14 protein-coding genes are annotated in these 21,577 nt (G+C 67.7%); 11 read left to right on the top strand and 3 right to left on the bottom strand.

The annotated features are described in order from the left end of the window. Positions 1–34 precede the first annotated feature (34 nt). Complete coding sequence (gene phoU, locus GWK18_RS09690; protein ID WP_123826156.1) at positions 35–730, bottom strand: phosphate signaling complex protein PhoU; 696 nt, start codon at positions 728–730, stop codon at positions 35–37. Positions 731–1,027: 297 nt separating this feature from the next. Here phoU and GWK18_RS09685 point away from each other — a divergent pair, with 297 nt between their 5' ends. After that, positions 1,028–2,293 (top strand): ATP-binding protein, encoded by a 1,266-nt coding sequence (locus GWK18_RS09685; RefSeq protein ID WP_166834914.1) that lies wholly within the window; start codon positions 1,028–1,030, stop codon positions 2,291–2,293. Continuing rightward, positions 2,290–2,970, top strand: a complete 681-nt coding sequence (locus tag GWK18_RS09680; RefSeq protein ID WP_123826152.1) for a response regulator transcription factor — start codon at positions 2,290–2,292, stop codon at positions 2,968–2,970. The genes GWK18_RS09685 and GWK18_RS09680 overlap by 4 nt, the downstream gene beginning before the upstream one ends. 136 nt (positions 2,971–3,106) lie before the next feature. Here GWK18_RS09680 and GWK18_RS09675 read toward each other — a convergent pair whose 3' ends face one another. Continuing rightward, entirely contained in the window at positions 3,107–3,646 is a 540-nt protein-coding gene (locus GWK18_RS09675; protein ID WP_166834912.1) for a hypothetical protein, read from the bottom strand. 210 nt (positions 3,647–3,856) lie between these two features. Between GWK18_RS09675 and GWK18_RS09670 the strand changes: the two genes are divergently transcribed. The 6 genes from GWK18_RS09670 to glgX all read left to right on the top strand — a co-directional run bounded on the left by GWK18_RS09670 (position 3,857) and on the right by glgX (position 10,567). Next, the gene (locus GWK18_RS09670; protein WP_123826148.1) at positions 3,857–4,339 is read left to right on the top strand and encodes a CarD family transcriptional regulator; all 483 of its coding nucleotides are present in this window, start codon (positions 3,857–3,859) and stop codon (positions 4,337–4,339) included. A gap of 57 nt (positions 4,340–4,396) precedes the next feature. Next, positions 4,397–5,182 carry a 2-C-methyl-D-erythritol 4-phosphate cytidylyltransferase gene (locus tag GWK18_RS09665; RefSeq protein ID WP_166834910.1) on the top strand — a complete coding sequence of 262 codons (786 nt, stop codon included), beginning with the start codon at positions 4,397–4,399 and terminating at the stop codon, positions 5,180–5,182. Next, entirely contained in the window at positions 5,179–5,694 is a 516-nt protein-coding gene (ispF, locus tag GWK18_RS09660) for a 2-C-methyl-D-erythritol 2,4-cyclodiphosphate synthase (protein WP_166834908.1), read from the top strand. The genes GWK18_RS09665 and ispF overlap by 4 nt, the downstream gene beginning before the upstream one ends. A 97-nt stretch (positions 5,695–5,791) precedes the next feature. Beyond that, positions 5,792–7,252 (top strand): cysteine--tRNA ligase, encoded by a 1,461-nt coding sequence (gene cysS / locus GWK18_RS09655; protein WP_123826142.1) that lies wholly within the window; start codon positions 5,792–5,794, stop codon positions 7,250–7,252. Between the two features lie 101 nt (positions 7,253–7,353). After that, positions 7,354–8,361, top strand: coding sequence for a 23S rRNA (guanosine(2251)-2'-O)-methyltransferase RlmB (gene rlmB, locus GWK18_RS09650; protein WP_166834906.1), 1,008 nt, complete (start codon positions 7,354–7,356; stop codon positions 8,359–8,361). Positions 8,362–8,479: 118 nt separating this feature from the next. Next, complete coding sequence (gene glgX, locus GWK18_RS09645; RefSeq protein WP_348535919.1) at positions 8,480–10,567, top strand: glycogen debranching protein GlgX; 2,088 nt, start codon at positions 8,480–8,482, stop codon at positions 10,565–10,567. 98 nt (positions 10,568–10,665) lie between these two features. Here the strand turns inward: glgX and glgP are convergent, their stop codons facing one another. After that, positions 10,666–13,248 carry an alpha-glucan family phosphorylase gene (gene glgP, locus GWK18_RS09640; protein WP_348535918.1) on the bottom strand — a complete coding sequence of 861 codons (2,583 nt, stop codon included), beginning with the start codon at positions 13,246–13,248 and terminating at the stop codon, positions 10,666–10,668. Between the two features lie 321 nt (positions 13,249–13,569). Between glgP and GWK18_RS09635 the strand changes: the two genes are divergently transcribed. The 3 genes from GWK18_RS09635 (at position 13,570) to glgB (ending at position 21,424) form a co-directional block, all read left to right on the top strand. Further along, entirely contained in the window at positions 13,570–15,594 is a 2,025-nt protein-coding gene (locus GWK18_RS09635) for an alpha-1,4-glucan--maltose-1-phosphate maltosyltransferase (protein WP_166834965.1), read from the top strand. Between the two features lie 125 nt (positions 15,595–15,719). Then, complete coding sequence (treS, locus tag GWK18_RS09630) at positions 15,720–17,489, top strand: maltose alpha-D-glucosyltransferase (protein WP_123826266.1); 1,770 nt, start codon at positions 15,720–15,722, stop codon at positions 17,487–17,489. Positions 17,490–17,599: 110 nt separating this feature from the next. Further along, entirely contained in the window at positions 17,600–21,424 is a 3,825-nt protein-coding gene (gene glgB / locus GWK18_RS09625; RefSeq protein ID WP_245193168.1) for a 1,4-alpha-glucan branching protein GlgB, read from the top strand. Positions 21,425–21,577 lie beyond the last annotated feature (153 nt).

Here is a 21,577-nt window from a genome sequence, read left to right as displayed (position 1 = left end):
GGCCCCGCCCTTGTGTGTTGATCCCGCGGGTGACTCAGGCGTCAGAGCCGACGTGCCCGTGACCCGTCGGGTGCTCCACGGAGGCCGACGGGGTCCATTCACCCGTGACCAGGTAGGCAACCTTGCGGGTCACGGAGACCCCGTGGTCTCCGATGCGCTCGAGGTAACGGGCGGAGAGGGTCACATCCACGGCGGTGGAGACGGGGGAGTCCCAGTCCTCGTTGGTCAGCGCGGTGAAGACGCTCTGGTGCAGCTCGTTGACCTTTGCCTTCTTTGCGTAGATCGAGTCGGCCACCCCCATGTCGCGGGTTTCCAGGACCTGGATGACACCCTCGATGATCTCCAGGTCCAGATCGAACATCTGGGTGAACGTGTCCACCAGCTGCGGGGGCAGAACGGGCTCCGGGTAGCGACGACGGGCGTCCTGGGCAAGGTGGCGCGCCAGGTCGCCCATACGCTCGAGCGAAGAACTCATCCGCAGCGCACCCACGATCATCCGCAGGTCGGAGGCCACGGGCGCCTGCAGGGCCAGGATGTCGATCGACCGCTCGTCGAGTTCGTTCTGCATGAAGTCGATGCGGGCGTCTCCCGCGATGACTTCCTGCGCGGTCTCCAGGTCGGCGTCCAAGAAGGCCTGGCGGGCCTCGCTCAAGGCCTTGTCCACCAGTTTGGCGATTTCAACCAGTTCCTCGCCGACCTGCTTCAGTTCAGCCTGGAAAACTTCGCGCATCGCGCGCTCCTCTCACATCGCGTGTCCAGCGCGGGAGGAAACGGCGGCCGGATCAGTCGGCCGCGTCCCCCGTGTGGGCATCGACAATTTTCGGGCGCACGGCAGCACCCGTAGATCCATCAGAAGAGTTTACCGGCGGTGCCGACCCCGTGCGTGCCCGGGCCGGTCCCGACGGCGGTCGGGTGGGTGAACGTCTGACCAACTCGTGCGTAACCGTTCATGACCAGGTGACGCGCGGGGTCCCCACGGGGGTGGTTCTGCCCCCACCGGGTAGTTCGGCCGCTTACTCTAGGTGCCGTGGACTCATCCGTCGTCGCCGCCGTCTCCGGGCTCATCGGCCTGCTGCTTGGCCTGAGCGGTCTCCTGGTGCTCCGGGGGACCCCCCGTCGCCGTGCGGACGCACTGGAGATCGACGAACCGGGCCTGCCCGACGGAGCCGCCGACGTGCTGTCCGTGATCGGACAGGCCTACGTGGTGGTGGACGGTGTGGACGGTGTTGTCAGGGCATCACCGGCCGCCTACGCCTTCGGACTGGTGCGCGGATACTCCGTGGCCCAGGAGGACTTGCTGAAGATGGTCCGGTCCGTGCGGGCCACGGGAGTGACGGAGGAATACCGCCTGGAACTCGGACGCGGTCCCAACCACTCCGGTGCCACGGTCCTGGACGTGCGCGTGGCGATCCTGGGCGACGAGTACGTCCTGCTGCTCGCGGAGGACCAGACGGAGATCGTCCGGGCACAGTCCGTGCGCAGCGACTTCGTGGCCAACGTGTCGCACGAACTTAAGACCCCCGTGGGTGCCATCCGCCTGCTGTCCGAAGCCATCGGCGACGCCGCCGACGATCCCGACGCCATCCGTCACTTCACCCAGAGCCTGCACAAGGAGTCAGAACGCCTGACCGCGCTGGTGCAGGACATCATGGAACTCTCCCGCCTGCAGGGCACCGACGTCGTCGCGGCGGGCCGCCCCGTGGACCTGGACCGGGTCATCGGTGAGGCCGTGGACCGGAACCGCCTCACCGCTGAGTCGCGCGAGATCAAGATCGTCGTGGGCGGGCAGGTCCAGGCCCAGGCCTTCGGCGACGCCGACCTGCTCACCACCGCCCTGCGCAACCTGATCGACAATGCCATCCGCTACTCGCCGCCCGCAACACGCGTGGGGGTGGGTGTCCGGGAGCGCGAGGGCATGATCCAGATCTCCGTGACCGACCAAGGCCCCGGCATCTCCGAAGAGGAGCAGGAACGGATCTTCGAGCGCTTCTACCGCGTGGACGCGGCGCGCTCGCGGCAGACCGGCGGCACCGGGCTGGGACTGAGCATCGTCAAGCACGTGATGCAGCAGCACGGCGGTGAGGTCACGGTCTGGTCCCGGGAAGGGCAGGGCTCCACCTTCACTCTGTCGGTTCCGGTCATGGAGGAAATGGACGCCCTCGATCAAGCGGCCGAGGGGACCGAGAAGCCCGGCGAACCACCGCAGCCCGCAAGGAACCAACCGACCGACCGCGGTGCCGGAGAGCTCGCGGCGCCGATGACCAACCAAGACGCGAACGGAGAACTACGATGACCCGGATCCTGATCGTCGAAGACGAGGAATCCCTGTCGGATCCCCTGTCCTACCTGCTCGGTCGTGAGGGGTTCGAGACCGAGGTCGTGGACAACGGCCTCGACGCCGTCAGCGAATTCGAACGCGCCGGGGCCGACCTGATCCTTCTGGACCTCATGCTCCCGGGCCAGTCAGGAACCGAGGTCTGCCGTCAGATCCGCCAACGCTCCGCAGTGCCCATCATCATGCTCACCGCCAAGGACGCGGAGATCGACAAGGTCGTGGGCCTCGAGCTGGGCGCGGACGACTACGTGACCAAGCCCTACTCCTCCCGCGAGCTCGTCGCCCGGATTCGGGCCGTGCTGCGTCGTCGTACCGAACCCGAGGAGGTGGAGACGGCCACGGTGGCCGCCGGACCGGTCCGCATGGACGTCGAACGCCACGTGGTCAGCGTCGCGGGCGAGGACATCAGCATGCCCCTCAAGGAGTTCGAGCTGCTCGAGATGCTGCTGCGCAACGCCGGTCGGGTGCTGACCCGCGGCCAGCTGATCGACCGCGTGTGGGGTTCCGACTACGTCGGCGACACCAAGACCCTGGACGTCCACGTCAAACGTCTGCGCTCCAAGATCGAGCCGGACCCCTCGGATCCCAAACACCTGGTCACGGTCCGTGGCCTGGGGTACAAGTTCGAACTGTGAACCCTTGCGCCTGAGCGCCGCGCAACCCTGAGCGCTCCGTCGCTGGGTGCGGGCACGACGAAGGCCGGGGAGGAACCCATCCAGTGGGTTCCTCCCCGGCCTTCGTCGAAGCGTAGGAGTTTGATGCGCAGACGGGTCAGTGCCCGCCTTCTTCACCCTCCGGGGCCGGGGTGTTGGACGGGTTGCCCGGCGTGGACGGCGCCCCGCCCGGGATGTACTCCGCGTAGCGCGGGAACGTGTGGTCCAGAACCGGGACGGACTTGGTCAGGGAACCGCCGTCGGTGGTGAAGGTGACCTCGACCATCTCACCGGGCTGGGCTCCGGCGGGTTCCAGCAAGGTCTGGTTGTCGGTGTCCTCGAGCCGCGTCTCGCTGTCCGCCGGGACCTCGATCTGCGCGTTGGCTTCGGAGGTCTTCAGCTCCAGCGTGATGTCCTGGTCCGAATCGTTGACCACGGTGCCCAGGACGCGGCCGGGATCCTGCTCCGACTTGGCAACGATCAGGATGTTGTTCAGTGAGACGTCGTCGATCTTCTCCACCAAGCCGTCCGAACCCGAGTACTCAAACGTGGTGGCTTCGGGGTTGACGTACGAGCAACCGGTCACTGACACGGTGGCTGCGACAACTGCAGCACACAGGCCAACCATCCTGACCTGCTTGCGGGCGGCGATGTTCACGGCGCGAACTCCTCGACGGTTCGATGTCTTTTGGATCTCATGCTATCCGCTTGACGACGGTTCGTCCGCATCCGAGACCCGGATGGCGGCGCAGGTTGCAGGCCGCTACATGGTTCGAACGTCCGGGCCGGGGCCGATCGCAGCCCGCGGACGCCCGGAAACACGCCGCAGCGCCGTGCTAGAATCGGTCGTCGGAAAGGGGCACAAAACATGGTTTTCGAGGTTGGCGAGACAGTCGTCTACCCCCACCACGGGGCGGCACTGATCGAAGAGATCAAGACCCGCACCATCAAGGGCGAAGAGAAGATGTACCTCAAGCTCAAGGTCACCCAGGGTGATCTGGTGATCGAGGTACCCGCGGAGAACGTCGACCTGGTGGGCGTCCGCGACGTCGTCGACGAAGAAGGCCTCAAGGAGGTCTTCGCGGTCCTGCAGGCGCAGGACGTCGAGGAAGCCAGCAACTGGTCGCGTCGCTACAAGGCCAACGTGGAAAAGCTCGCCTCCGGTGACGTGCTCAAGGTTGCGGAAGTCGTCCGTGACCTCTGGCGGCGGGACAAGGACCGTGGCCTGTCCGCTGGCGAGAAGCGCATGCTCACCAAGGCTCGTCACATCCTGACCTCGGAGCTGGCGCTGGCCAAGGACATCGACGAAGAAGAGGCAGAGAAGCGCCTCGACGACGTCCTGGCGGCCTGATCCGCTCGATCACGCACGGTCACCGTCTCCGACGGCGGACCTGCTGACTCCCGCGCCATGACGCCACAGCCACCACAAGTTCAGACGACGGCGAACCCACCCATTCCCGGTGGGTTCGCCGTCGTCGTCGTTGCGGCAGGATCCGGAACCAGGCTGGGGCAGGGCATCCCCAAGGCCTTGGTCCGGGTGGGTGACCGCACGATCCTGGAACACTGCCTCACCGGCATCACCACCTCCGGCGTGACCGCCGACGACGGCGACTGGGACGAAGGCCCCGTGGTGGTCACGGTGCCCGCCGGGGACACCGGCCTGACGGACGTTGCTCGCAGCCAGGGCGCTGTCGCTGTGACCGGCGGTGCCGATCGTGCGGACAGCGTGCGCAACGCCCTGGAGCACCTCCGCGCCCTCGGGTGCCGACCCCGGGGCGTTCTGGTTCACGACGCCGCCCGGTGTCTTGCACCCACGGAGGTGTTCGCCAGGGTTGCCCGAGCGCTGGTGGACGGTCAGGAGGCGGTGATCCCGGTCCTCCCCGTCGTGGACACCATCCGTGCGGTGGATGGAACGGGTGCTTGTCAGGGCGTGGTCGATCGCAGCGGCCTCCGCGCTGTTCAGACCCCGCAAGGCTTTGACTGGGATCTCCTGTTGGCGGTCAACGACGCCGGCGCAGACCACCCGGAGGTCTCCGTCACGGACGATGCCTCCTTGGTGGAGAAGTTCTCCGACCGCACCGTCCACACCGTTGCGGGGGATGACGCCGCCCTGAAGATCACCCGCCCCTTGGACCTGGTCCTCGCCGAGGCGCTGCTGGCCAGAACGCTGAACAGGACGGAGCCCCGACCGTGACCGAACCGGTACTGCCCCGCACGGGAATCGCCGTGGACGTGCACGCCTTTGCCGATGACCAGGAGTGCGCCGCAGCCGAGGACGGACTGGTGCCCCTGTGGCTCGCGGGCCTGTACTGGCCGGGGGAGCGCGGGCTGTCCGGACACTCGGACGGCGACGTCGTCGCCCACGCGGCCGCGGACGCCTTGTTCTCCGCCGCCGGGTGCGGAGACCTGGGCTCGAACTTCGGGGTGGACCGCCCCGACATGAAGGGCGCCTCCGGGCTGCGGATCCTCGCGGAGGCGGCGGAGATCGTCAGTCGGGCGGGGTTCACCCCCGGGAACATCGCCGTGCAACTCGTCGGCCAGAAGCCCAAGTTCGCACCCCGCCGGGACGAAGCCCAAGCCGCCCTCACCCGCGCTGCCGGGTGTTCCGTGACCGTGTCCGCCACGACCTCCGACCACCTGGGATTCACCGGACGTGGCGAGGGCCTGACCGCGGTGGCCACGGCCTTGGTGGTCCCCACGCCCTGACCCGGGGCGGGTGCCGAGCGGGTTCCCGCACGGTCCAGGCGACCGGAGGGTGAGGGCGGCCCACCGGGCCGCCCCCGGGGTCGATAGACTTGCCCGCGTGACCTTGCGCTTCTACGACACCGCGACCGCCTCCGTCCGCGACTTCACGCCCGTCCACCCGGGGGAGGCCAGGCTCTACTACTGCGGCGCCACCGTGCAGGGCCGACCCCACATCGGCCACGTCCGCTCGGCACTCGTGTTCGACATCCTGAGCCGATGGCTGCGCTTCCGCGGGTACCGGGTCACCTCGGTCCGCAACGTCACGGACATCGACGACAAGATCCTGACGAACTCGGCGGCCTCCTACCGGGAGGACTTCGACGGCGAGCACCCCCTCGAACCCTGGTGGGCGCTGGCCTACCGGTTCGAAAAGGTCTTCACCCAGGCCTACGCAGCTCTGGGCATCGAGGACCCGACCTACGAACCCCGCGCAACGGGCCACGTGCCGGAGATGCACGAACTGATCGCGGAGCTCATCGACGCCGGGCACGCCTACCCGGCTCAGGACGGATCCGGCGACGTCTACTTCGACGTGCGTTCCTGGCCCCGTTACGGCGAACTGACCCGGCAACGCGTCGAGGACATGCAGGACGCCCCCGACGCCGATCCGCGCGGCAAGCGCGACCCGCGTGACTTCGCCCTGTGGAAGGGACACAAGGACGGGGACCCGCAGACCGCGTCCTGGGATTCGCCCTGGGGCCGAGGACGCCCAGGGTGGCACCTGGAGTGCTCGGCGATGGCGGGCAAGTACCTGGGCGAGACCTTCGACATCCACGGCGGCGGACTGGACCTGCGTTTCCCGCACCACGAGAACGAACTGGCCCAGTCCGCGGCGGCCGGACGCGGGTTCGCGAACTTCTGGTTGCACAACGGCCTGGTCACCTACGAGGGCGACAAGATGTCCAAGTCCATCGGCAACACGATCGCCCCGGACGAGATGCTCCGGTTGGCCCGGCCCCTTGCCGTGCGCTACTACCTGGGCCAGGCCCAGTACCGGTCCGTGCTCGACTACCGCCCGACCTCCCTGGAGGAGGCCACGGCCGCAGTCGAACGCGTCGAGGCCTTCCTCAAGGCCGCCGCGGAGGCCGGACTGGACCTGACCTGGACGGCCGAGGACGTGCCGGAGGCCTTTGCTGAGGCCATGGACGACGACCTCAACGTGCCGCGCGCTCTCGGCGCCCTGCACGACGCCGTACGGCAGGGCAACGCCGTGCTCCATGGTGAGCAGGCCGGTGGGAACAGCGACCAGGAGCACGACGGTGTGGCGGCCTCCCAGGCGCGTGCCGTTGCGGCCATGACCGAGATCCTGGGGCTGCGTCAGCTCATGGACCTGGAGGGCACCGCCGGCGGGGGTGAGCACGCTGCACTGGACCACCTGGTCCGGGACCTCCTGGATCGCAGGGCCGCGGCCCGGGCGGACAAGGATTGGGCGGAAGCCGACCGGTTGCGGGATACTCTGTCGGCCGCCGGTGTGAGCGTGGCCGACGGTGCGAACGGGTCCACCTGGACCCTGGGCTGACACCCGATCCAGGGCCGACACGGCACGACACGGACCGAGCACGGCGAGCAACCGAGGCCTCCACGGAACACGGGGCCGGACGAACAGGCGGGATGAGGACAATGGCAGCAGGTCGACGACCGGGCGCGGGCAACAGCAAGAAGAAGGGGCCCAGCGTGGGAACCGGGGGTCACGGACGCCGTCGTCTCGAAGGCAAGGGCCCCACCCCCAAGGCCGAGGACCGGCCGTACCACAAGGCCCACAAGATGAAGAAGGCCGCCGAGCGCCGCAACGCAGCGCGCCCCAAAGGTGCCGCCGACCGCGGACCGGCGAAGACCCACAACCGCCGCGGGCCCGGCAAGACCGAGGACCTGGTGACCGGACGCAACTCCGTGCTCGAGTCGCTGCGCTCGGGCATCCCGGCCAAGACGCTGTTCATCGCGACCAGGATCGAGGTCGACGACCGGATCCGGGAGACGCTCAAGCTGTGCGCCGAGGCGAACGTGCCGGTGCTCGAGGCCACCAAGCCCGAACTCGATCGCCTGACCGAGGACGCCGTGCACCAGGGGGTCGTGCTCCAGGTGCCGCCGTACGAGTACGAGGACGCCGAGGACCTGCTCGAGTCCGTCATGGGCCAGTGGCAGGACCGCGCCCAGGGGGAGGACCGCCGCCCGCCGCTGGTCGTGGCCCTGGACGGCATCACGGATCCCCGGAACCTGGGAGCCATCATCCGCAGCGTCTCCGCCTTCGCCGGCGACGCCGTGATCCTTCCCGAACGCCGTTCGACCGGGGTGACCGCAACCGCCTGGAAGACCAGTGCGGGCGCTGCCGCCCGGGTGCCCGTCGGCAAGGCCACCAACCTCAACCGTGCGGTGGAGAAGGCCAAGGCCAACGGGTACTTCGTGGTGGGTCTCGACGGCGGAGGCGACGTCGACCTCCCGGGTCTGGAACTGGCCACCGAACCGTTGCTCGTGGTCGTCGGCTCCGAAGGCAAGGGCCTCTCCCGACTGATCACGGAGAACTGCGACCAGATCGTGTCCATCCCGATCGACTCGGCCATGGAGTCCCTCAACGCGTCCATGGCGGTGGGCATCACCCTCTACGAGATTGCGCGGCGTCGTGCCGGCTAGCGACCGCCCGCTCAGTTCCAACCACCCGAGACCCCGTTCACGTCCCCTGGGGGTCTCGCGGACACCGGGGGAGAGCCTCGCGGCGAACGTCGCGGTCTGGGCCCCCGGCTTGGAGTCGGTGGATCTCATCTGGGCCGAACCGGGCCAGTCCTGGCAGCGTCACACGTTGCGGCACCTGTCGGGTGGGATCCACTTCGATCTCATCCACGTCAGCCCCGACCGTGCACTGGCCGCGGCCAACAGCGACCTCGACCCGTACACCTTCATGGCTCTGCCGCCCGGGACCCGCTACGGGTTCATCCCGTCGTCCTCGCCCATGCTCCGGGAGGGCAATCGGACGCCGGAGACCGAGCAGATCCTGCTGGACCCGCACGGCCTGGGCCTGGAGCGGGTGGGAAGGCCGGACCATCTGCCGATCCACGACCCCCGGACCGATGCCTACGGAACCCGCTACGTCTCCTCCGTGGTGGACGAGCGCTTCGATTGGGACGGGGACGTACACCCGGACATCCCATGGCGTGACACGGTGATCTACGAGGCCCACGTGAAGGGTCTGACGATTCAGCACCCGGAAATCCCCGAGGACCTCCGCGGAACGTACGCGGGCCTGGCCCACCCGGTCATGACTGACTACCTCAAGTCCCTGGGCGTCACCACGGTCGAGCTCCTGCCCATCCACGCGCACCTGGACGAAGCGCACCTGACCGAGAACGGTCTCAGCAACTACTGGGGCTACAACACGCTGTCCTACTTCGCCCCGCACGCGGCCTACGCGACGCCACAGGCCCGCGCCCGCGGATCCCAGGGCGTGCTGGATGAGGTCAAGGCCACGATCAAGGCCTTGCACGCCGCCGGGCTGGAGGTCGTGCTCGACGTCGTCTACAACCACACGGCCGAAGGCGGGGCCACGGAGCAGGCCTACTGTTGGCGCGGTCTGGGGGACCAGCAGTGGTACCGCCATCACGACGGCCACTACCTGGACATGACCGGATGCGGGAACACCCTGGACTTCGCCAACCCCAACGTGGTGCGCATGGCCCTGGACTCCCTGCGGTACTGGGTGCGGCAGCTCCACGTCGACGGCTTCCGCTTCGACCTGGCCCCCGCGTTGGCGCGGGACGCCAACCACCACTTCACCGCGCGCCACCCGTTCCTGGTGGCCGCCAACGCGGATCCCGCGATCGGCGCCTCCAAGCTGATCGCCGAACCGTGGGACGTGGGCATGGGCGGCTGGCAGACGGGCAACTTCCCTCCCGGTTGGGCGGACTGGAACGATTCCTACCGGGACACCGTGCGCGACTTCTGGCTCACCGATCAGCGGGCCATCGCGTCCGGGGGCACCGGCGGCAGCCTGTCCCGGCTCGCGGACGCCCTTGCGGGGTCGAACAGCCGGTTCGCCGCCTCCGGGCGAACCCCGCTGGCGGCCGTCAACTTCGTCACGGCGCACGACGGATTCACGCTCTACGACCTGACCGCCTACGACCAGAAGCACAACCAGGCCAACCGCGAGGACAACCGGGACGGGACGAACGACAACCACTCCTGGAACCACGGTGAGGAAGGCCCCGCCGGCACCGCGTCGGTCCGGGCCGCGCGAGCCCGCACCGCGCGCAACATGATGGCCACGTTGTTGCTCTCCCAGGGCACCCCCATGATCACGGCAGGGGACGAGTTCCTGCGCTCGCAGGGCGGCAACAACAACGCCTACTGCCAGGACTCACCCATCGGGTGGGTGAACTGGAGCATGACGCCCGCGGACCGTGCCATGCTCTCCTGCACCCGGGAGCTGCTCAAGTTGCGGCGACGCTTCATGAACGCCCAGCCGGACGACTACATGCACCGCGTGCAGGACGTGCGGATGGACTGGTTCTCCCCGAACGGCACCCCCATGCAGCCCGACGAATGGCAGGCCGCGGGATTCCGGACGGTGCAGATGGCCGTCGGGGCCCGGTCGGGAACGGCGAAGGGCATGGTCCTGGTCAACGGTGGCCCGAACGACGTCGAGGTGAGGCTGCCCGACCAGGACTCCGTGGAAGCGTTCACGGGCACGGAGACGCCCGACGACGCCGACCGTTCGGTCTTGACCGGATTCGAGCTGCTGTTCTCGACTGACGCGGCCCTTCGACCCTTCTACGGAACGGCCATCCCAGCGGGAGGTTCGACCGTGGCCCCTGCGATGTCGGTGACGGTGCTGCACCTGGTCTGACCCGGTCCGCACCACGTGTCCGACACAGTCGCACCCACCAAAAAGCGAACGGCCGTTCCGGGAAAATTCCCGGAACGGCCGTTGCCGTACTCCTGGAGTCAGGCCGTGGCCACCAGACCCAGTTCGGCCCTGTTGGTCAGGGACTCGTGCTGCGGGAGGACGCGCACCGTGTACCCGAACGGGCCGGAGCGGTCGATCGTGATCGAACCGGTGAAAGCCCACTTCCCGTCGTCGGTGCTGCGCACCTGGTCCAGCCGCGCGAAGCTGCGCTCGTGAATGTGATCGGACTCGGAAACCCGTCCGTACCCGATTTCCACGTTCACATCCGTTGGCTCGAGTTCGCCCAGGTTCACGTACGCGGTCACCGTGAGGTTGTCACCGATCTGCGGCACCTCGGCCACGGCGTCGGCCTCAACATGATCGACCCGGACCTCCTGCCAGTGACGCCGGACATTCTCGGTCCACTTGGACGCAACACGGGCCGCGGCGTGGTCCTCGGCCGCCACACTCCGCCCCGAGTCGGCTGCGGGCACGTAGAGCTGCGTGACGTAGTTCTCGAGCATGCGCTTGGAGGACACCTTGGGGCCGAGGGTCGCGAGGGTGTGCTTGACCATGGCCAGCCACTGGTGGGGCACGTTGTCACCGCCGTCGGCCGACTTCTCACCGTAGAACCGCGGCGCCACGTGGTCCTCGATCAACTCGTAGAGTGCGGCCGCCTCGATGTTGTCGCGTTCGTCGGTCGAGGCGCGGTTGTCCGCCGTCGGAATGGCCCAACCGTTCTGGCCGTCGTACATCTCGTCCCACCACCCGTCGAGTACGGACAGGTTCAGGCCCCCGTTGATGGCGGCCTTCATGCCCGAGGTTCCGCAGGCCTCGAGGGGGCGGAGCGGGTTGTTCAACCAGACGTCGCACCCCGGGAACAGGGTCCGGGCCATGGCGATGTCGTAGTTGGGCAGGAACACGATCCGGTGCCGGACCTCGGGGTCGTCCGTGAACTTCACCAGGTCGCGGATCATCTGCTTGCCCATCTCGTCGGCCGGGTGCGACTTGCCCGCGACCACCAGCTGGACGGGGTGCTGCGGATCCAGCAGCAGCCGCTTGAGCCGCTCAGGGTCGCGCAGCATCAGGGTCAGGCGCTTGTAGGTGGGGACACGACGGGCGAAGCCGATGGTCAGGACATCCGGATCCAGCACGGATTCGGTCCACCCGAGTTCGGCGTCGGCCGCGCCGCGCTTCTTCCAGGACGCGCGCAGCCGCGTGCGGACGTCTTCCACCAGGGCTTCACGGAGTTCACGACGCACGGCCCATAGCTTCGCGTCGTCGACCTTGAGCACGGCGCGCCACCGGGAGGCGAGATCCGGCTGGGAGCGGTCCACCGCGAGTTCCTCGATCCGCGGATCGATCCAGGACGGGACGTGGACGCCGTTCGTCACGGAGCTGATCGGGACCTCGTCGTGGTCGAATCCCGGCCAGAGTCCGGCGAACATCTCGCGCGAGACCTTGCCGTGCAGCTGTGCCACACCGTTGGCGCGCTGCGCCAGGCGCAGGCCCATGACGGCCATGTTGAACTTGCTCGGGTCGCCACCTTCGTAGTTCTCATCGCCCAGCGCCAGAACGTTCGCAGTGGGGACCGCCGGGACCAGACCGGCAGAGAAGAACCGGTGGATCTGGTCCTTCTCGAAGCGGTCGATGCCTGCGGGCACGGGAGTGTGCGTGGTGAAGACGGTAGCCGAACGAACGGCGGTCAGGGCCTCTTCCCAGGACATGGGAACCCCGGTCTCGCCAGGGGCCATGAGCTCGGAGATCCGTTCGATCCCCAGGAACCCGGCGTGGCCTTCGTTGCAATGGAAGACCTCGGGCTCCGGTGCTCCTGTCAGGCGGGAGAAGATGCGCAGCGCGCGCACGCCACCCATGCCGAGCAGCAGTTCCTGCTGGAGCCGGTGATCGCCGCCGCCGCCGTAGAGGCGGTCCGTGACGTTACGTGCGTGTTCGTCGTTGTCGGCGATGTTGGAGTCCAACAGCAGCAGCGGCACGCGACCGACGTCGGCCCGCCAGATCTGTGCGAGCAGTCGCCGACCGTCGGGCAGCGGCAACTCCACGCGGGCCGGGGTCCCGTCCTCCTCGCGCAGGAGGCTCAGGGGCAGTCCCTCGGGGTCCAGGACCGGGTAGTTCTCGAGCTGCCAGGCGTCGCGGGACAGGGACTGCTTGAAGTACCCGTGCTGGTAGAGCAGGCCGACGCCGACGATCGGGATGCCCATGTCGGAGGCGGTCTTGAGGTGGTCGCCGGCCAGGATGCCCAAGCCGCCGGAATACTGCGGGAGAACGGAGGTGATGCCGTATTCGGCGGAGAAGTAGGCGATGGACTTGGGTGCGTCTGCGGAGAGTTCCTGCTGGTACCAGAGGGACTCGGTCAGATAGGTCTCCAGGTCGGCGTCGAGCGCGCGGATGCGTTCGACCGTTTCCGGGTCGTCGGCGATCTGTTGGATTTCTTCGCGCGTCAACGAGCCGAGCAACTTGACCGGGTCGTGGTTGACGCTGTCCCAAGCCTGCGGGTTGAGATCGGCGAAAAGCTGTTCGGTGGGCTTGTGCCACGACCAGCGGAGGTTGTTGGCGAGCCTGCTCAGAGGGCGAATCGACTCGGGGAGGACAGTGCGTACGGTGAACCTGCGGATAGCCTTCACAGGTGCAGGATAGCCGCTGCCGGGCCGCCGCACGATTTCGTTGCACGTCCTCTCACGATTACCGGTTGTGCGGCTCCGCATGACGCCGGACAGGTCCTACTTTCGCGACCGACTACTACCGGAGCGGTCCGACTGACTACGGTGTGAGATGTGACTTCGAATGACTCGAACAAGCCCGCAGCCATCAAGCCCGAAGCCGTCGATCCCCGCGCTCCACGCCGTTCGTCGACGGACGGAGCCGTCACGAACCCGGCCCCGGCGTCCTCGCCCCTGCCGGCGACCGGTGTCGCCGCAGCAGGTACCACCGAGGCCGAGGCGGTCCTGGACCGTTCCGGGTTGGTCTACGGGCGTATCCCGATCGAACAGGTCTCGCCCGTGGTGCACGACGGGCGACGCCCCGCGACCGCACTGCCCGGGGAGGACATCCGGGTTCAGGCCACGGTCTTCAGGGAAGGCCACGACGCACTCGGCGTCTCCGCGGTCCTCTTCGACCCGCAGGGTGAAGTGCGTCAGCGCGTGCCCATGAAGCTGACGGCACCGGGTACCGACCGGTACGAAGGATGGCTCCGGCCGGAATCCGTCGGTGACTGGAGCTTCGAGGTCGAGGGCTGGTCCGACGTCTTCGGCACCTGGCACCACGACGCGTCGATCAAACTGGCCGTCGGCCAGGACGTCGAACTCATGATGGATGAAGGCGCCCTGGTCTTCGAGCGGGCCGCGGAGGAGACCGATCGCCCCGAGGCCCAGCGGCGGCACTTCGCGTCAGTCGCCGAACACTTGCGGGACCGCTCCGTGCCCGCCGGGCAACGCTTCGCGCAGGCCACCGACCGAGGCATCCTCTCCGCGGTGGAGCACCAGCCGATCCGCGCCCTGGTGACGACGTCGCAGCGCTACCCGTTGCGGGTCGAGCGCGACGAGGCCGGACGCGGCGCCTGGTACGAGTTCTTCCCGCGTTCGGAAGGCGCGGAATGGGACCCGGAGACGGGCCGCTGGCGCTCGGGCACGCTGGTCACGGCGGCGGAACGCCTCGACGCGGTGGCCGGAATGGGCTTCGACGTCATCTACCTGCCGCCGATCCACCCGATCGGTGTCGCGCACCGCAAGGGCCCCAACAACTCGCTGACCCCCGCCCCCGGTGATCCCGGATCGCCCTGGGCCATCGGTGCCGCCGAGGGCGGGCACGACACCATTCACCCGGACCTCGGCGGTTTCGAGGAGTTCGATGCCTTCGTGGCACGGGCCGAGGCCTTGGGGCTGGAAGTCGCGATCGACCTGGCGTTGCAGGCCTCTCCCGACCACCCGTGGGTCACGGAGCACCCGGAATGGTTCACCACGCGAGCGGACGGAACCATCGCCTACGCCGAGAACCCGCCCAAGAAGTACCAGGACATCTACCCCCTGAACTTCGACAATGACCCCGAGGGCCTTTCCCTGGAGGTCCTGCGGATCGTCAAACTGTGGATGTCCCACGGCGTGCGGATCTTCCGCGTGGACAACCCCCACACCAAGCCCCTGTGGTTCTGGGAGTGGCTGCTGGCAGAGGTCCACAAGGTCGACCCGGGCGTGGTGTTCCTCGCGGAGGCGTTCACCCGTCCCGCCATGATGCAGGGGTTGGCCAAAGCCGGTTACCAGCAGTCCTATTCCTACTTCACCTGGCGCAACGCCAAGTGGGAGCTCGAGGAGTACCTGCGGGAGATCTCGCAGGAGACCGCCGGGCACTACCGTCCGAACTTCTTCGTGAACACCCCGGACATCCTCACGGACTACTTCGTCCAGGGCGGGCGTCCGGCCTTCAAGATCCGCGCGGCCCTGGCGGCAACGGCGTCGCCGCTGTGGGGCATGTACGCCGGCTACGAGTTGTACGAGAACGTGCAGCGCCCGGGCGCCGAGGAAGCCAACGACAACGAGAAGTACCAGTACCGCCCCCGGGACTTCGACGCCGCCGAGGCCCGTGGCGACTCCTTGGCCCCGTACGTGCGCCGCCTCAACCAGATCCGGCACGAGCACCCCGCACTGCTCGACCTGCAGAACCTCACCCTGCACAACACGGACGACGACGCCGTCCTGTGCTTCTCCAAGACCAAGACGGTGCAGGACGACGATGGCGAACACGAGGACACACTGATCGTCGTCGTCAACACGGATCCGCACGCGGTGCGCATGGCCAACATCAACCTGGACCTGGCGGCGTTGAAGCTGCGCCCGGAGGATCTGGGTGAGGACGGCACCTTTGCCGCCGACGACCTGCTGACCGGTGCCTCGTGGCACTGGGGCGAGCACGTGTGGGTGCGACTCGACCCGTTCTACGAGCCCGTGCACATTGTTCAGGTGCGCCGTAGCCGATAATCGACAGAAATCAGCAGGAGGCTGAGGGTGTGCTCGCCCCGGGCAGGGGAGAGCACACCCTCACCGCCCCGCACGAATGACGCGCGAACCGACGTAGCCCAGGAGAAGTTGACTCTGTGAACGCCATCAATCCTTCCAACTTCGGGATCAACGCCCCGGGAATCTCCCACGATCCCGACTGGTTCCGCAAGGCCGTCTTCTACGAGGTCTTGGTCCGGGCCTTCTCGGACGCCAACGGCGACGGGTCGGGGGATTTCTCCGGGTTGATCGACAAGCTGGACTACCTGCAGTGGCTGGGAATCGACTGCCTGTGGATCCCACCGTTCTACGAGTCGCCGCTGCGTGACGGCGGGTACGACATCTCGGACTACTACTCGGTCCTGGACGAGTTCGGAACGGTGTCGGACTTCAAGCGGCTGGTCGCCGAGGCGCACGCCCGGGGGCTGCGGGTCATCACCGACCTTCCGCTGAACCACACCTCGGACCAGCACCCCTGGTTCCAGGCCTCCAGGGAGGATCCCGAGGGCCCGTACGGGGACTTCTACGTCTGGTCGGACACGGACGAGTTGTACCAGGACGCGCGCATCATCTTCGTGGACACCGAGGAGTCCAACTGGACCTTCGACCCCGTACGGCGGCAGTTCTTCTGGCACCGGTTCTTCTCCCACCAGCCCGATCTCAACTTCGAGAACCCCAAGGTCGAGGAAGCGGTCTTCGACGTCGTCAAGTTCTGGCTGGACATGGGGATCGACGGGTTCCGGGCCGACGCGATCCCGTACCTGGTCGAGGAAGACGGCACCAACTGCGAGAACCTCCCGGGAACCCACGACTTCCTGGTGCGGTTGCGTCGCATGGTCGACGAACAGTACCCGGGGCGCGTGATCATCGCGGAGGCCAATCAGCCGCCCGAGGAAGTGGTCGAGTACTACGGCAGCGAGGAGGACCCCGAGTGCCACATGTGCTTCCACTTCCCGATCATGCCGCGGATCTTCTACGCCCTGCGGGACCAGAAGGCGGCCCCCATCGTGGAGACCATGGACAACACCCCGGCCATCCCCAACGGGACCCAATGGGGAACGTTCCTGCGCAACCATGACGAGCTGACCCTGGAGATGGTCACTCCGGAGGAGCGCCAGGCCATGTTGGGCTGGTACGCCCCGGACTCCCGGATGCGTGCCAACGTGGGCATCCGGCGCCGTCTGGCCACGTTGCTGGACAACTCCCGGGCGGAGACGGAGCTGATCCACGCCCTCCTGTTCGCCATGCCGGGCAGCCCGTTCCTGTACTACGGGGACGAGATCGGAATGGGCGACAACATCTGGCTCGAGGACCGGGACGCCTCACGGACTCCGATGCAGTGGACTCCGGACCGCAACGCGGGGTTCTCCACGGCGGATCCCGGCAAGCTCTACCTGCCCGTGGTGCAGTCTCTGGTCCACAACTTCACGCAGACGAACGTGGAGGCCCAGCTCGCCTCCTCGTCGTCGCTGTTGCACTGGATCCGGCGCATGCTCTTGGTCCGCCGCGAACACCCCGCATTCGGCATGGGTGACTACCGCAACGTGCCCACCGACCACGAGTCCGTGCTGGCTTTCGTCCGTGACTACCGAGCCGAGGACGGGGACAAACACGCTCCGCAGTCGGAGACCCTGATCTGCGTGTTCAACCTGTCGCACACCCCTGCCAGGGCCACGCTGGACCTGGCCGAGTACGCGGGCCGGGGCTTGCGCGAGGTCTTCGGGGGAGAGACGTTCGGCGCCGTGGGCAACGACGGGAACTTCCACGTCACCCTGGGAACGCAGGACTTCTACTGGCTGCGCCTACGCGGGGCTCCCGACGCCGACGGCAACCAACCGGAGACCCGGGCACTGCCGATCGTCTCGTCCCTGGGCTGACGGGATGCACACCATGTGGAATCGGGCCGAACCACGGCGTTGACCCGCACCATGGCATGTTTCGACTACCAGGATTCGACCACCAGGATTCGACGATCAGGAGGGCTCCGTTGAGTACCACCGCCACACTTCCCGAACGAGTCCCCGGGGCGCTCGAAGAGCTCCTGACCGCTTGGCTGCCCACTCGCCGCTGGTTCCCGTTCGACGCCGCAGCAGGGTCTCCCCGCGTCTCGGTCATCGCTGAAGTACCGGTCCCCACGGCTTCTCCGGACACCGATTCCGCCGGGCAGACCGACGCCGGGCACATCGACGCCGGGCCTGCAGACGACGTGCACGTCCTGTACCTCGTCCGCGCCGAACTGAACGGCCGGAGCGAGCTCATGCAGGTTCCGTTGACCTTCGGCACCGCCGGGAGCGGGAGCAGCATCGGGTCCGTGCGAACCAGCCGCGGCACCGTGGAGGTCCGGGAGGCCGTCGACGACCCCCGGTTCCTGGAGGCCACGCTCGCTCTCATGCGGAACAACGGCCGCGTCGGCACCGGAGAACACGGATTGGTGGGGGCCGCCAACGGCTCCTTGAACGCCGTCAGCGCCGTACGTTCCGAGGACCAGGTACAGGTCATCTCCGCGGAACAGTCCAACACCTCCGTGATCGTGCGCCCGACCGAACCAGGCGAGGCCGCAGTGATCCTCAAGTTCTTCCGCGTGGTCTCTCCCGGAGCCAACCCGGACGTGGAAGTCGGCCGCGAACTGACGGATCTCGGGTGCTCCGTGGTCCCCAGGACCTGGGGATGGGCCGACCTCACCTGGGCCGCGGACTCGGGCGACGCCACGGGTCAGGTCGTCGTCGTCACCGAACTGATCGACGGCGCTTCGGACGCGTGGGCCGGAGCCGTGGAAGCAGCCACGGCCGGACAGGATTTCACCACTGAGGCTCGTGAACTCGGCCGTGCGACGGCCCGGATGCATCGCGACCTGGTCAGTGCTTTCGGGGCCAAGAAGCCCGACGACGAACAACGCCGGAGCCTCTTGGGCGCGATCCGGCAACGGATCGACTGGGCTCGCGAGGAGCTCTCGCCCCGGTTCGACCAGGACTCCACGCAGTTCGACGGCGCACTGACCGAACTCGATGCCGCGTCCAAGCTGCCACCCCTGCAGCGCATCCACGGTGACTACCACCTGGGGCAGGTTCTCCGGGGCGCGGACGGCGCGTATCGCATCCTGGATTTCGAGGGCGAGCCCCTGCGGCCCATCCAGGAGCGTGTGCTGCCCGACCTGGCGCTGCGCGACGTCGTCGGAATGCTGCGATCGCTGGACTATGCGGCGGCCTTCGGCCAGAAAGCCGCCGGTGCCGATCGCACCCAGTGGGGTGAATCGGCGGCCGACGCGTTCCTCGAGGGCTGGTCGGAGGTCAGCCATAGGCCCGTAGACCGGCAGGATCCTGTCTTCCGTGCCCTGTGGCTGGACAAGGCCCTCTACGAGGTGGTGTACGAATCACGCAACCGTCCGAGCTGGGTGGACGTGCCCGCACAGGCGGTTGAAACTGCGTTGCGTCCGGTCGCGAGTACGTCTCAGGCCACGCCCGCGGACGGATCAACGGCACCCGCCACACCGTCCACCGAGGGCTCCGTAACCGCACCACCGGCCGGTCCCGATGCACTGCCGCAAACGCAGACGTCACCAGTAATGTCGCCCGAAACATCGCCCGCGGATCCCCCCGCGGAGCCCGAACACACCGGAAGTGAGCACCCCGTGGAACACACCGTCTCCGTGGACGTCCTGGCCGCTGTCGCCGAGGGTCGGTATTACGACCCCCACCAGATCCTTGGTGCGCACCCCGCCGGCGACGGGACCGTGATCATCCGAACCCTGCGCAGGTTCGCGAAGGAGGTCTCGGCGGTACTCGCCGACGGCAGCACGCACCGCCTCAGCCACGAATGGGGCGGCATCTTCACGGGCCGGGTACCCGCCGACGGCGACGGCGTCCCCGACTACCGACTGCTCGTCACCTGGGGTGAGCAGGAGCCGGTCGAACTCGACGACCCCTACCGGTACGCGCCGACGCTCGGGGACCTGGACCTGCACCTGATCGGGGAGGGACGCCACGAGACGTTGTGGGACGCCCTCGGTTCCCACGTCCGGTCCTGGTCCTCGTCCTTCGGCGAGATCAAGGGCACGAGCTTCGCCGTGTGGGCCCCCAACGCACAAGCTGTCCGGGTCATCGGTGACTTCAACGGTTGGGACGGCACCGAACACGCCATGCGCTCGCTGGGCGGCAGCGGCGTCTGGGAGGTATTCATCCCCGGGGTTGGCGTGGGCACCACCTACAAGTACCGCTTGCTGGGTAAGGACGGCCAGTGGCGGGACAAGGCAGACCCCATGGCGCGCTGGACGGAGGAACCCCCGCGCACCGGATCGCGTGTGTGGGACGGCGGCTACGAGTTCACCGATGACGCCTGGATGACGCGTCGTGCGGAGACCGATCCCCACAACTCGCCCATGAGCGTCTACGAAGTCCACATCGCCTCCTGGCGCCAGGGCCTGTCCTACCGGGACCTGGCCACGGAACTCGTGGACTACGTCCGCACGCACGGCTTCACGCACGTGGAGTTCATGCCGGTGGCCGAACACCCGTTCGGCGGGTCCTGGGGTTATCAGGTCACGGGTTACTACGCGCCGTCGTCGCGGTTCGGTGACCCCGATGACTTCAAGTACCTGGTCAATGCCCTGCACGAAGCGGGCATCGGGGTCCTGGTCGACTGGGTGCCCGGGCACTTCCCCAAGGACGACTGGGCGCTGGCCAAGTTCGACGGCGAACCGGTTTACGAACACCCGGATCCCCGCCGTGGCGAACACAAGGACTGGGGCACGTTGATCTTCGACTACGGCCGTACGGAGGTGCGCAACTTCCTGGTGGCCAACGCCCTCTACTGGCTCGAAGAGTTCCACGTGGACGGTCTGCGGGTCGATGCGGTGGCCTCGATGCTGTACCTGGACTACTCCCGCGAAGACGGCGAATGGGCACCCAACCAGTACGGCGGGCGGGAGAACCTGGAAGCCATCGCGTTCCTGCAGGAGGCCAACGCCACGGCGTACCGGCGCAACCCGGGCATCGTGATGATCGCCGAGGAATCCACCGCCTTCCCGGGCGTCACGCAGCCGACCGAGAACAACGGTCTGGGCTTCGGCATCAAGTGGAACATGGGTTGGATGCACGACTCCCTGGAGTACGTGGCGGAAGACCCGATGTACCGGCACTACCACCACGGGAAGCTGACCTTCTCGCTCGTGTACGCCTACTCGGAGAACTTCATCCTGCCGATTTCGCACGACGAGGTCGTCTACGGAAAGGGCTCCCTCCTGCGCAAGATGCCGGGCGACCGTTGGAAGCAACTTGCCGGGGTGCGCGCCTACTTGGCCTTCATGTGGGCCCATCCGGGCAAGCAGCTGGTGTTCATGGGGCAGGAGTTCGCCCAGGAAGCCGAGTGGAACAACGAACGCAGCCTGGACTGGTGGCTGGCCGACACCGAACCACACCGGGGCGTGCAGAACCTGGTCTCCCGGGTCAACGAGGTCTACAAGGACACCCCCGCGCTGTGGGCCCAGGACAACACGCCCGACGGGTTCACGTGGCTGGACGCGAACGACGCCCAGCGCAACACGCTCTCCTTCGCACGGTGGGATCGGGAAGGCAACCCCCTGGTGTGCGTGGTCAACTTTGCCGGTAACCCGCACCACGACTACCGGGTCGCCCTGCCCATGGCGGGTGAATGGGAGGAAGTCCTGAACTCCGACGCCGAGATCTACGGCGGGTCGGGCGTGGGCAACGGCGGGAAGATCGTCGCAGTGCAGGAGCCGCACTACGCTCAGCCAGCCCACGCGAACATCACGGTCCCGCCGCTGGCCGCACTGTGGCTGCGTCCCGTGGGGAAGTGACCCCCACAGCAGGCAGTAGCCGGGATCTCGTTGGACCGACCGAAGCGGGTCCCGAAGGCGAACGGGCGGGGGGGCCGCCCCCCGCTTAGCGGGGGGGGGGGCGCCCGCGTGCTGGTTTCTTCCGGGGGCCCGGGGCGCGCGGCCAGGGTCGCG

Source organism: Kocuria sp. JC486 (assembly GCF_011602805.1).
Taxonomy (GTDB): domain Bacteria; phylum Actinomycetota; class Actinomycetes; order Actinomycetales; family Micrococcaceae; genus Kocuria; species Kocuria soli.
This window is presented reverse-complemented; position numbering and strand designations above follow the sequence as displayed.

What these genes read in the sequence shown, in the direction of transcription:
- phoU (WP_123826156.1), bottom strand. Translation starts at nt 730, where the DNA reads ATGCGCGAAGTTTTCCAGGCTGAACTGAAGCAGGTCGGCGAGGAACTG.
- GWK18_RS09680 (WP_123826152.1), top strand. Translation starts at nt 2,290, where the DNA reads ATGACCCGGATCCTGATCGTCGAAGACGAGGAATCCCTGTCGGATCCC.
- GWK18_RS09670 (WP_123826148.1), top strand. Translation starts at nt 3,857, where the DNA reads ATGGTTTTCGAGGTTGGCGAGACAGTCGTCTACCCCCACCACGGGGCG.
- GWK18_RS09665 (WP_166834910.1), top strand. Translation starts at nt 4,397, where the DNA reads ATGACGCCACAGCCACCACAAGTTCAGACGACGGCGAACCCACCCATT.
- rlmB (WP_166834906.1), top strand. Translation starts at nt 7,354, where the DNA reads ATGGCAGCAGGTCGACGACCGGGCGCGGGCAACAGCAAGAAGAAGGGG.